Source organism: Vibrio caribbeanicus ATCC BAA-2122, assembly GCF_000165125.1.
Classification (GTDB): Bacteria; Pseudomonadota; Gammaproteobacteria; order Enterobacterales; family Vibrionaceae; genus Vibrio; species Vibrio caribbeanicus.
The window spans coordinates 1-12,391 of record NZ_AEIU01000026.1 but is presented as its reverse complement, the minus strand read 5'-3'; the positions used below and the strand labels follow the sequence as shown (position 1 = coordinate 12,391).

Genomic DNA, 12,391 nt, shown 5'->3' with positions numbered 1-12,391 from the left:
AATTGCTATATTTAATGAGTGTGTAGGCAATATGTTTCGAAACTCTCAAGGCCAGCCACACTTCTAGCATTCCTCATTCTCCTACCGGACTTAACTCTAAGAACTGATATGTGTTCTCCATATCCGATATGGTATCGATAGCGCTAACGATTAAATCCAACCATTTAATTTGCGTGGTTGATAGATAAAATTAAGTTTGAGATTTTTACGTACTCTTTCTCTTGATATCACCCCCGATAATCGAGGGTGAAAACTTAGAGATTAAGTTTGATCTTAACTTGGAAAGTTTACTTTTGATGAGCTGCCTGGAAAGTTCACTCCTGATGCGCTGCCTGGAAAGTTCACTCCTGATATGCTGCTATTGCCTTCATCGTCATCAGATGGATATTTGCGAGTCAAATCAGATGCTGAAAAAGAACTTGTACTAAAGTTTGCGCAGCCACCAGCAATTTGGTTCGCCTCTTCTTCAGTGAGAGTTTCTGCCTCGATAAAATTATTAAAAAATGGAGTATTTTTATTCATTTTTTGTCTTCCTCTAATATTGAAATACAGAGCCGTTAATTCGGCGATGTTGTGAACATAATCCGTCGACGATTTTGCATTTCTGCTGTTCATTTTTAGAATTAACACAAAAAAAAAGATAATGAATAGTCGTTATTGATAATCTTATAAATAATACAATAGTGAGTAACATAACCTTGACTAGCCCAATTTTAAGGCTTTCAACCACTCATTTTTGGGCATTTTTTTTACTATAGATATTATTTAAATTTCTAACTTATGCCCATTTTGGAATTTATTGACAGATTAATTACACAAATATTCTTTGGCTAATTTTTGACCATATTGAGCATTTTAAAACCACCCATTATTGCGAATTAAATTTAAAAATGAAGGAATGATAAAAATACAAAGATACTGGTTGGAACAATTTATTCTTATATATTTATACCCAAGTAACCTCAAGATGCTAAGTTCAGCGAGAACGGGTTGCATTACAGGTAAGGCAACGATTTGAAGATCTAGTCATCCAAATTGAAAATCGGTAACGACGCGTGCAAAGCAAGACAACTCACCCTAAAGATTAAGATGGCGATTTAGGTCAGATGCTTTGAAAAAAGAGATCAGCAGGTACCTTCCGCCTATTAATATTGGGAAATAAAAAACCACTGATACACTTTACAGTGCTTTTAAATAGAATACTCAGTCCAGTTCTTCTCTTATCAAGGAAAGTTATATAATGGTTAAACCTGTTGTTTTTTCTCTCTTTTCACTGGTCATTTTGGCTGGCTGTGCATCCCCACAACAAATTGTGCTTAAAGATGGAACAACTTTGGATTCGCCCGACAAAATCTCGTATAACGAAGACACCGGGTTCTATGAATATGAAAATGTGGCTGGAAAGACGCAAACAGTGAATAAGGATGAAGTTTTAAAAGTCAACGATTTGTAAGGAAAACAAACGAGACTTTACCCCATTAAGTTAGATAAGGGCAGCGATTTAATTTAACTTAATGGGGTAACATTGTTCTTGGAACATACAATCATGAGTTATTGGATACAAGCTCCCAACTGTGCGTCATTTCTACCTCACCACCCAACATCAAACAGACCGAACAGTACTTCTCTAATGAATCTTTTGTCACACGTGAAACGACATCCTCAGAGAGAGATTCACCCGATATCTCGAAGTGAATATTAATTTGGGTAAATACTCGCGGGGCACTATCACGACGCTGAGTCGTTAGCTTGGCATTACACCCCATAACCCGCTCTCCAGCCTGTTTGAGCCCGTCAACCACATCAACCGAGCTACAGCCACCAGCTGCCATCAATACCATTTCCATTGGACTAGGCGCTGACTTCCCACCATTTCCATCCATAACAATAGAATGTCCTGACTGAGACTCACCAACAAACTTAAAGTCTTCTAGCCATTTTACTTGTGCCTGCATGTCTAACTCCTTTATATACCGAAATTAATTTGCATCACTGGGATACACAACGCCTGTCTGACGGCGAATTTCCTCAAGTAGGCGTGCCACAATTAATGAACGCTGAGTCGCGTTATCATCGCTATGACCTTTCTCAATTTGGTCAGCAAACTCTTGCGCTTCATAGTACATTGGGTTTGACTCTTGTTGAACACTTAGGTCGATACCTACCTCACTACCACGATTAAACTTAGTCACCTTTTTAGCAATGGAAATCATATCGATCAAAAGGGCACCATCTTCACCCTGTATTTCACTTTGTAAGTAAGAGTTACTGGTCTTAGAGTGTTGTAGGACAATATTAAAGTTTCCATATTGCAAAACCACACTACCATTGCCATCAACGCCTGACTCAAGTAGCTGCGCCTCCGCTTTCAGAGATTCAGGTTCACCGAAAAGCTCGACAGCAGCACTCAAACAATAGAAACCGATATCAACCATTGAGCCATTCGCAAACGTAGGCTCAAAGGTATTCGGGCGCTCACCAGCTAAATATTTTGGATAACGAGATGAGTACTGACAGTAAGTGATAAAGCCTTGACGAATTGGCCCTATCGAAGGCATTGATTCTTTGAGTATTTTAAAGTTTGGTAAGTGTGCTGACATATAAGCTTCGATCATTAACACATTATGCTTTTGCGCAGTTTCTACCATTTTTTGCGCTTGCAAAAAATTCGCTGCCATCGGCTTTTCAACGATAACATGCTTACCCGCCTCCATTAATTGAATTGCTTGTGGCGCATGAAAAGAGTTGGGACTTGCAACATAGACTACATCAATCAATGAGGAACTTGCGAATGCATCGAAGTCGTCAAATAATGCAGGAGAAGCGTATTTTCCGGCAAATTGAGCAGCATTTTCACGACAACGAGAGTACACGGCTGTAAGTTGGTACCGCTTTGATTGTAGGGCAGCCTCAATAAACTGATCCGTTATCCAATTGGTGCCGATAATTGCTAACTTTAACATCTTAACTCCTATTTCGTTAATACACAGTCCTACTATGATCAACAAATACAACAAATTAGGCATTTACAATGCTTACACTGTAAGCAAAACGCGAATTGCTAGCAAAATTAACACAGCACCTGAGAGACGGTCAATGAGGCTCGCTTGAGAACGGATTTTTTCAATTAAGCGCGGACTAGACAGCAAAAAAGTAACCAAGGTATACCATAAACCATCAACGATAAAAGGAGTGAGAACGATAACACTTTGGGCAGGCAGGTTATTCCCAGCAGAAACATATTGACTAAATAACGCTATAAAAAACAGAGCGATTTTGGGGCTGAGAAGCGAGATTAACAGTCCCTCTCTAGCCGATATATACAAACTGGTTTGTTTTCCAGATTCGAGCTTTTCTGCAACCCCACCTTTTGATCTTAAGGCTTGATAGCCAAGATAAGCTAAATACCCTGCCCCTGCATAACTAATAGTCTTGAATAGAAAAGGAGACTGCTGCAATACAACCGCTAAACCGATGAGTGTAGTAAAAGCGTAGATACCTATACCCAGTGCGTGGGCCCAAGCGGTGGCTAATCCATTTATTCTACCACCAGCTAAGCTGTGTTTAGCCACCACCGCCAAACTAGGTCCTGGAGACATGGCTCCCAAAAGACAAACTGTGAATAATGAAAGCCAAAGTGTCAATGTCATGAAATATGTCCTGGTGTCTTCTTAGTGATACAAAACAAGATAATCCACTTATTTGATGATTTGAAATCATATTTAGTCATGAGTCTCATGATATAAAATCATAACGAAAGGTAACACCCTAATTGGTATAAACATTCAATCTAACCTTGTCTGGGCTTTGTACCGACAGAGTAAGGAGACGCTTCTAAAACGAGTTTTACCTGCTCTCTTACCCATTGATGAGCTCTGTTGCGGTCATACTTGGGGTGCCACAACAGCCAATAGTGATGCTCCTCTGTCACAAAAGGCAACGGGCGAAACACTAAATCCGATTTAGAGCAAAGGTTTTGGGCAATATGCTGAGGGGCAATCATCAAGTAGTCGCTACCCTGCAATGCATCAACTGCTGCAGAAAAAAAGGGCAGCATTAAGGCAATACGCCTCTTGTAACCAAGTTGACCTAGTCCTTTATCGACAAGAGAGTCCTTATCACCCCCACCAGTAACTTTCAAATGAGGAAAACTCGTCATCGCTTTACAATCAAAGGATGACTTTAAGCTCAGAGGATGATCTTTTCTCATCACACAGACCGAGTGATCTTGTCCTAATTTCATAGAGCTAAGATCTTTTGGAGGCTTGTCTAACATCGTGGAAGCTAGGTGGATACCATGAGAATCAAAGTCCTCCAGAAAGTGAGGTTGCCATAATCGATAGGAAATATTGAGTTTGGGTGCTGAGACAGAAAAGCGACTCGCTATTTTGGGCACGATATATTGCGCAAAATAATCACTTGATGACAAGACAAGCTCTTGCTCCCACGAGGCTGGTTCAAACGGTTGATCGCTTAAAAGTTCATCGCATTCTTCTAGCAGTCGATGAACTTTTTCTTTGAGCAACAGCGCTCTTTCTGTTGCAACTAATTGATTTCCCGAGCGGACCAAAAGCGGGTCATCGCACATATCTCTTAATTGCGATAACTGACGACTCATACCCGATTGAGTGATATTTAACCGCTTGGCAGCGTTACTCACATGGCACTCATCTAAAAGCACATACAAGGAACGGAGTAAATTTAAATTGAGATGATTAGGCATGTTCAAAGGTATTGAAAAATTCAGTCAATACAGTGTGAGTCATTAGATGCCTTAATTCTGGTATCTGTTGTAGCTCATCGCGAATGGTATTCAGCTGCGTCATCGTATCTACCTCAACGTAAAGCATCATATCAGTTTCACCGCTAATTGCATGGCACCATTTAACACCATCAATTTTATAAATCAAATCTGCGTAAATCTCACAATATTGCGTGGCTCTGGACATATCAAATTTTAGCGCCATGTAAGCTTTGATTTGTTCAGTCTTTTCCTCAACAGCAACATCGGCGTGATAACCCAAGATAATCTTTTCTTTTTCTAATTTTTGTATCCGTGCCGTAACGGCAGTACGGGACAAACTCACCGCTCTTGCAATTTCGCTAACACTAGCTCGGGCATTGCTCCTAAGAATCTCTGTAATTCGGCGATCAAATTTATCCATAAATCTCCCAAGTCTTCGTGTATATATTCAAACGACAAGTTCATATGTTGAGTGTAATTGTATCAGATGGTGTTGCGCAATATGACTAAGATGTTTAAATAAAACGACATTATGCAGGCATCTATGACGATTTGACTAATGAATCAACAGCTAGTTTTCGATAACCTGAAATAAATTCAAAGAGGCAAATAACATGAAATCGGAAAAGGATGTAACACTACTATGAGCCAATTAAGACAAGAAATAACATTATTTTCTGGTATCGGACAGATGTCTACGACACTCTTGGGCACTGGGCTGTTCATGGTTCCAGCCATTGCCGCAGGAATCGCAGGGGCCTATTCACTCTGGGCATGGCTACTCCTTTTTGTAGCTATTTGCCCTATTGCTCTTACCTTCGCACAGTTAGGTAAGCGCTTCCCAAATGCCGGTGGAACTGCCTATTTCGTGCGCCAAGCATTCAATATCAAATTAGAGAAGAGCGTTGCTTGGCTATTTATTAGCGTTACACCAGTGGGTGTCCCTCCTGCTATTGCTCTTGCCAGCAGTTTCTTACAACAAGTTCTGCCAGAGCCTCTGAGTGCTTCTCTATTCGCACAATTCATTACGATTTCTTTACTCGTTATCGTCAACCTAAGAGGTGCACAGTCGTCAGGTAGGCTTCAAAGTTTTATTGCGCTTGGCATCTTAACACTCATTATTAGCTTCTGGTGGAAAGGTGGCATCACAGCAAATGACTTAGTGCTGCCAAGCCTGTCGGCAGAAAACCTTCCATCAATCGGGGTTGCACTGGCTGTTATGTTCTGGTGTTTTGTAGGTATAGAAGCCTTTGCACACATGGGGGAAGAGTTTAAAAATCCCCAAAGAGATTTTCCGATTGCCATCGTTGCAGGTTGTTTTCTCGCTGGTGCTGTTTATTGGGTTGGCTCTGTGGTTATCTTAAAAATGGGCGCATTCGGTACCAGAGAGTTTGATTCAGCATCAATCCCTTGGGTTGCAGAGCAGCTTTTTGGAAAAGAAGTTAAAATCGCCATCAGTCTGATTGGTTTTGCTGCCTGTTTTGCCAGTCTAAATCTGTATTTGCAAAGTCTTTCACGAATGGTATGGTCGCAAGCTAGGGAGTACAGACCCGCGAGTAGCATGGCAAAACTAACAAAACGAGGCGTACCAGGTAACGCAACATTATTGGTTGCTGGTGTAGCACTGATCTCATGTATCTTGGGAACATTCTCTGGCGTTGACCTTGAATTCTTCCTTAAACTTGCCAATGGTATTTTCGTATTGGTCTACCTGCTTGCCATGTTGGCAGCGATAAAATTGCTGGTCGGGTTTAATCGCATACTTGCAGCCTTATCGCTCGTGCTGTGCGCAGGAGTATTCTTATGTCTCGGTATATCAATGCTCTATGCCGTCGCGGTATTTGGACTACTTAACTTGCCATGGAAAAAATGGAACACCTATAGATTGTTACGCTCAAATAGAATGTGACACGACCTGATCAGAACTGATTGTTAAGATACTTTGAGGCGTAACCGCTTTCCAATCACGACTTTTCTCAAGTGGCTCTGAGGCCAATACAATGTTGGCACCATCCTGTTTAATAAAAACGGTTGGTGCCTCTTCATCTGAACTGTATCTAACAACCCAAAATTTGTTTCCATCAGAAATACACATTGAGGCCTTAAAAGGTTCTTCAACACCCTTTTCAGATAATGCATCACAGATTAGCTCAATCGTTATTCTTATAGCCCTAATAGGATCTTTCTTGAGCCCTAATTGCAACATAAGTAAGAAAATGAGTTCGCTATCGGTGGTTCCCATCCGTTTCAAAAATAATGGCTCGTCTAATTTTTGCTGTAAAACGTATTTCACTTTTTCAAACTCGCCAATTTGACCGTTGTGCAGAAACATCCAGTTCTCTATTACAAACGGATGGCAGTTAGAACGGGAAACCAGAGTCCCTGTGGAAGAACGCACATGTGCCATAAAACGATGGGACTGGATGTGATGTGTCAAAGACCTCAAGTTTTCATCCCCCCAAGCAGGCAATACTTCGTGAAACTGTCCCGGGGTATCCCTCTCCGTATACCAACCTAGACCAAATCCATCCGCATTGACTCTGGTGACTGCTTTTCTTGCTTCGAGGCTCTGATGAACAAGTGAATGTTCTGGTTCATAAACCAATTGATCCATATATATTGGAGTTCCTTGGTAGGCTAACCAACGACACATATGCCTTCCTTAATCTAGTAATATCTCAATCAATAGAATCACGATTTGGTGTAAGTCGCAAGCGCTTACCGCAACTGACTCAAAACAAAAATAAGTCGTCTGAGTTGATTACTCAACATCTCTTAAATTTAATTATTACTCAAATTGTTCAAATAAAACATTATTACCGATTTTCAATTTAGATGACGAGAACTTCAAATCTTTGACCTATCTGTCAAATAATACAGTCTCGCAATACCTTGGATCATAGGGGTAACTCAAGTGTATTCGCTCTAAATCACTCAAAATGTCGACCACGAATTCTCAATACACATTGCTTATGATACAAATCAGAAAGAGAAACGTCAGTGCAATAAACTCAATTTTATTTTGTATTCAAGTCACCAAGCCAACGTATAATGCTGCGTTAATGAGGAGTTCAACATGTCAATTAAAGAAAAGAGCTTGCCATCAAATAGAATTTCTAGGTTTAGCAAGTTTGCAACCCTAGCTACTCGTGTCGCTGGTAATGTGATTGCGGAGGGCACAAAGCAGATTGCGAAAGGAAATAAGCCAAGCGCACGTGACTTGATTTTGACTCCCACCAATGTGGTGCGCCTAACTAATCAACTTGCGCACCTGAGAGGTGCCGCGATGAAGCTTGGTCAGATGTTGTCTATGGATGCCGGAGACTTACTTGAGCCCGAATTGGCGCAAATTCTATCGCGGCTTAGGTCAAACGCTGATCCGATGCCGTCCAAACAACTCAATTTTGTGCTTGAAAACCAGCTAGGAATGAATTGGAAGCATTCCTTTACCGCTTTTAATTTTAAACCGATTGCTAGCGCCTCTATCGGGCAAGTTCATCAAGCACACAACGATGACGGCGAAAAGCTTGCTGTTAAAGTTCAATACCCAGGAGTTAGAAAGAGCATCGACAGCGATGTCGATAATGTCGGCACTTTATTAAATATTGTCGGTTTGATTCCCGAATCTGTTGACTACAAAAGCCTTCTTGAAGAGGCAAAGTTGCAACTTCATGATGAAGCGGACTACGTTCGTGAAGCAAAGTTTATGACTAACTATGCCAATGCATTAAAAGGCCTTAATCATTTTGTCGTACCGAAGGCTCACATTGATCTGTGCTCTGATTCTGTGCTCGCCATGTCTTATATAGAAGGCATACCCATAGAAGATATTGAACATCTCCAACAGGAAACAAGAAACTTCGTCGTGAGTGCCCTCTTGGAACTTTTTTTCCGAGAATTATTCGACCTAAAAATGGTACAGACTGACCCTAATTTTGCGAACTATTTATATATTGAAGAAAATAACCAAATTGGTTTGTTAGATTTTGGTGCAACTAGAGAACATAGTAAGCAGCTAAGCGATGGCTACAGGCTTTTGTTCTCTGCAGCGATCCAACGGGATAACGCAAAAATAGATTCTGCATTGCAGCAAATCGGATTTTTTAGCCAGTCAATTCTTCCTGAGCAACGTCAAGCTGTCATTGGTTTGGTAAAAATCGCCTGCGAGCCGATTTTGGAGGATCAAGTTTACAATTTCGGTGACAGCGATTTAGCCACTAGGCTAAGAGACGCGGGTACCGTGATAAGCATGGATAAAGGCTATTGGCATACACCCCCTATTGATGCGCTATTTCTTCATAGGAAAATCGGAGGGTTATTTCTTCTGGCAGCTAAAGTTAAGGCCTCAATAAATGTACGCAGAATTTTAATGCCCTTCTTGTGAACTTAATGAAATGAATTTTATAAGCTAGGCTTGCAAGTTACTAGGGTATCATTAGCAATTTCATGGTTTATTCGCACATTGCAATTGCATTTTGCAAAAATTCTATATAAACGCCCTTCTAAAGTCACTAAATCTATAGATTTTGGGCTTTTAAAAGTTGGCACGCATAGTGCATTGACTAGTGTGACCCTTCTTAAGCCGAGGGTCACCTAGCCAACTGACGTTGTTAGTGAACCTAATTTGTTCACACTATATATGGCCAATCCCGACTCTTGGGCTTGGCCTTTTCTTTTTATGGTAAAAACATTATCTTAAAACGACTGGCTACCAGATCCTTTCTTAAACCTACATAGCTTTGAACCCAAAACCAGAACGTCCATCATCCGGGTGAAAGATGAACATTTTCAATCTTGATTTAGGGTTACAACCGAAAATATCAATAATGTTTTCATTAATTTAACATTTTTTTCTCGATATAAATCGACCATATAATTGTGTTCACAGTATCTAATGGCTGAAATTTACTAATGTTATTATCAAGTCATTGTTATTTATCACTTTTTATTTTATGCATCATGATGAACAAAAAACAAAGAGCAAAAAACTTACAACCTCGTAAGAAATATCTTACATTTTTTTAATATTTCCACCCAGAAACGTCTGATAATTCCCCTTAATTTGTAAAAATTATACCCAAATAGCTCAAGGCAAGTGAACGTCAAAAGCCTTCACCCTATATAATGGTAACATCAAGACACCTACTACCCGAGGTGAATGTAATGAGAACAAACTGATTCTCAAATATGATGGTTCACAGAAGATAAAGCGATTGAAAATAAACAATCATTAACAAAGCCGATAACCCAAGGTATATTGGTTACATACCCAAGTTACCTCAAGGTACTAGGTTCAGCGAGAAAGTGTCATAGAATCGATTTTATCGTCAGACTTGGAAGAACTCCAAATTCAACGGTTCTGTTTTTCTTTAAATCAAATCTGTGACAGTGCTCTGAACCCTGAATCTAAAAACCGCTAGGTATGACACCATGTTTATAATTATTAGTATCACAAATTACCATCATTACTTTCTGATGAAGGGGGATTGAATGATCTCGAAATGGGCACAGCGCTTCTATCAAATGGCCGAATTGGTCAGTTCATGGAGTAAGGATCCGTCAACTCAAGTAGGCGCAGTTATTACTCAACAAAATCGAATAGTCTCGGTAGGTTTTAATGGATATCCGCACGGGATCTCAGATAGTGCTGAAACTGACGATAGGGAAATGAAGTATCTCAAGACATTACATGCCGAGGAAAACGCGATCCTATTTGCTAAACGCAACTTAGATGATTGTGAAATCTGGGTAACGCACTTCCCATGCCCAAACTGTGCCGCAAAAATAATCCAAACTGGCATCTGCGCAGTTCACTGCCCAGAACAAACACAAGATTTTCTCTCTCGATGGGGTGATAAAATAAAAGTGAGCCAAGAGATGTTTCTTCAGGCTGGAGTAAAAGTAAACTGGCTCCCTCTTAAAGATCTAGAGGGTATACCGAAGGACGATTAGGCTACGCAGTTAGATTAAGTTCGGAGAGCAAATTAATCAGCTGTTCAGAACGATAGGGTTTAGAAAGATACGCATCCATGCCAATATCATAGCAGCTGCGTATCTCTTCGGGCTCAACACTACCTGTCAACGCAATTATCGGCGTTTTATCTAACCCATTTTGTAGTTCCCATTGACGAATAAGGCCTGTTGAAGTTAGCCCATCCATTATGGGCATATGGCAATCCATCAGAATAACTCCAAATTTTTGACCACTTTTAACCAGGTTTAATGCTTCAAGTCCGTTTGACACTAAAGTGAAGTTATAGCCTGCTTTTTCAAGGAGAAGTGCTGCTATCTTTTGGTTCATTTGATTGTCATCAACAACCAAGACCTGGGGGCCACTATTACAAGTGCCAGTCTTCTGGTTTGCGTTAAGCTCATCAGGTTGCTGATAGATGCCTTCAATGCCGTAGCCAAAACTATCTGGACTTGGGTATAGACCGGTTTTTGGAAGACAAGGAAGGTACACTAATGCATGCTTAGGAGTGAAAAGCCGTGAAATAGCGTCTTTATAGAACTCAAATCCACGATTTTTCAGTATCAAGAGTGGAGTAAAACCACGCAATCGCTCATAAAATTTACGAGTACCTCGTCTGGTTTGCATCGTTTCAATCAGCCAGGTCATTTTGCTTAAAAGTGAGGGTAATTGGCCTTGCTCTAACATTTGATATCACTCCTTGAATCAAATTACTGCAGTCTTAAATTTTAGACCATTATTCAACAAGTAGCATTTAAAATGATGACGCTCAATATCAAAATGCAATGAAAGAACGTGCAACGTAATGACAGAATAAAAATTTATGATCAGACACACCTTTTAAGTATGTAATAACAATAACTTAATATCATAAAATCGATTGCTGTCTAAACAAGTATATTCAACATTCCTTGGAAACCATTTCCGTATATGATGAATACCCAAAAATACATATCATCCAACGTCACATTTTTATGTGCAAAACTTTCAAATGGTCATTAATTTTAGTGATCTGAATATTTATTTGCGAAAAATAAGATGTTTTAATTTTGAATGTCAACCCAAAATATCAGCGCAAAATTATACGAAATAGTATTTTTTTAGGCATTTGGGTTGCAGTTAATTTTACTAGCATAATAATAGGCCAGGCTTTACAATTCGGCCTCATAAGAATAAGAAACACCCTAATATCTGTTCTGCGAATGGCACACAGAACCATTACCGTAGACAAAATCCAAACGTGAAAGGTCCTATAAAGAATGACTCCAGAGAAACACCTATTAGAGTGGCAAACGAGCCAAACGATTGCGGAAACAATATCCCCTATTCTTGGTCAGCTATACCGTGATAAAGGCGTCGAGGTTTTACTATTCGGAAAAACACTCGTTAATGCGGCAACAATAGACATTATTAAAGCTCACCGCCTTGCTCGCAGATATACAGGTCAGTCTCTTTCCCCTGAACAGACTTTGCCTCTAATTAAGACACTTGCGAGTATGGAGCTATCACCATGCCGCGTCGATATCGGTCAGTTGGCCCACACATTTTGGCAAGAACGTGATGATGAGCATGGAGTTAAAGACTATCTGCATACATCACTCCTCAATGCTATGAATGGGCAGTCAATCACCGAGCCTCGTGACGTTGTACTGTATGGATTTGGTCGAATTGGCCGA

At 40.2% G+C, this 12,391-nt stretch carries 12 protein-coding genes and 1 pseudogene; 5 read left to right on the top strand and 8 right to left on the bottom strand.

What is annotated here, in order from left to right; all coding sequences use genetic code 11:
* Positions 1 to 273: 273 nt before the first annotated feature.
* On the bottom strand, positions 274 to 522 hold the full coding sequence (locus tag RH40_RS02995) for a microviridin/marinostatin family tricyclic proteinase inhibitor (protein ID WP_009599835.1): 249 nt from the start codon (positions 520 to 522) through the stop codon (positions 274 to 276).
* A gap of 718 nt (positions 523 to 1,240) precedes the next feature.
* Between RH40_RS02995 and RH40_RS02990 the strand changes: the two genes are divergently transcribed.
* Complete coding sequence (locus RH40_RS02990) at positions 1,241 to 1,453, top strand: YgdI/YgdR family lipoprotein (protein ID WP_009599834.1); 213 nt, start codon at positions 1,241 to 1,243, stop codon at positions 1,451 to 1,453.
* Between the two features lie 91 nt (positions 1,454 to 1,544).
* Here RH40_RS02990 and RH40_RS02985 read toward each other — a convergent pair whose 3' ends face one another.
* The 5 genes from RH40_RS02985 to RH40_RS02965 all read right to left on the bottom strand — a co-directional run bounded on the left by RH40_RS02985 (position 1,545) and on the right by RH40_RS02965 (position 5,165).
* Positions 1,545 to 1,955: an OsmC family protein gene (locus RH40_RS02985; protein WP_009599833.1), complete on the bottom strand. Its 411-nt coding sequence runs from the start codon at positions 1,953 to 1,955 to the stop codon at positions 1,545 to 1,547.
* Between the two features lie 24 nt (positions 1,956 to 1,979).
* Positions 1,980 to 2,963 (bottom strand): Gfo/Idh/MocA family protein, encoded by a 984-nt coding sequence (locus RH40_RS02980; RefSeq protein WP_009599832.1) that lies wholly within the window; start codon positions 2,961 to 2,963, stop codon positions 1,980 to 1,982.
* A 72-nt stretch (positions 2,964 to 3,035) separates the two neighbouring features.
* Positions 3,036 to 3,650 (bottom strand): LysE family translocator, encoded by a 615-nt coding sequence (locus RH40_RS02975; RefSeq protein WP_009599831.1) that lies wholly within the window; start codon positions 3,648 to 3,650, stop codon positions 3,036 to 3,038.
* 140 nt (positions 3,651 to 3,790) lie between these two features.
* Positions 3,791 to 4,723, bottom strand: a complete 933-nt coding sequence (locus tag RH40_RS02970; RefSeq protein ID WP_009599830.1) for a LysR family transcriptional regulator — start codon at positions 4,721 to 4,723, stop codon at positions 3,791 to 3,793.
* On the bottom strand, positions 4,716 to 5,165 hold the full coding sequence (locus tag RH40_RS02965; RefSeq protein WP_009599829.1) for an Lrp/AsnC family transcriptional regulator: 450 nt from the start codon (positions 5,163 to 5,165) through the stop codon (positions 4,716 to 4,718). The genes RH40_RS02970 and RH40_RS02965 overlap by 8 nt, the downstream gene beginning before the upstream one ends.
* A 222-nt stretch (positions 5,166 to 5,387) precedes the next feature.
* Here RH40_RS02965 and yjeH point away from each other — a divergent pair, with 222 nt between their 5' ends.
* A complete protein-coding gene (yjeH, locus tag RH40_RS02960; RefSeq protein WP_009599828.1) occupies positions 5,388 to 6,653 on the top strand; it encodes an L-methionine/branched-chain amino acid transporter in 1,266 nt (421 codons plus the stop codon).
* On the opposite strand, the gene RH40_RS02955 is transcribed toward yjeH, so the two are convergent.
* Positions 6,639 to 7,397, bottom strand: a complete 759-nt coding sequence (locus RH40_RS02955; protein ID WP_009599827.1) for a class II glutamine amidotransferase — start codon at positions 7,395 to 7,397, stop codon at positions 6,639 to 6,641. The genes yjeH and RH40_RS02955 overlap by 15 nt on opposite strands.
* A 423-nt stretch (positions 7,398 to 7,820) precedes the next feature.
* Here RH40_RS02955 and RH40_RS02950 point away from each other — a divergent pair, with 423 nt between their 5' ends.
* Both RH40_RS02950 and RH40_RS02945 read left to right on the top strand, forming a co-directional pair.
* Complete coding sequence (locus RH40_RS02950; RefSeq protein WP_009599826.1) at positions 7,821 to 9,128, top strand: ABC1 kinase family protein; 1,308 nt, start codon at positions 7,821 to 7,823, stop codon at positions 9,126 to 9,128.
* Positions 9,129 to 10,234: 1,106 nt separating this feature from the next.
* Positions 10,235 to 10,696, top strand: coding sequence for a dCMP deaminase family protein (locus RH40_RS02945; protein ID WP_009599825.1), 462 nt, complete (start codon positions 10,235 to 10,237; stop codon positions 10,694 to 10,696).
* Between the two features lies 1 nt (position 10,697).
* Here the strand turns inward: RH40_RS02945 and RH40_RS21205 are convergent, their stop codons facing one another.
* Positions 10,698 to 11,402: a response regulator gene (locus RH40_RS21205; protein ID WP_009599824.1), complete on the bottom strand. Its 705-nt coding sequence runs from the start codon at positions 11,400 to 11,402 to the stop codon at positions 10,698 to 10,700.
* Positions 11,403 to 11,974: 572 nt separating this feature from the next.
* Between RH40_RS21205 and RH40_RS02935 the strand changes: the two are divergent.
* Positions 11,975 to 12,391 (top strand): annotated as a pseudogene (locus RH40_RS02935) (glyceraldehyde-3-phosphate dehydrogenase); the annotation flags it as partial.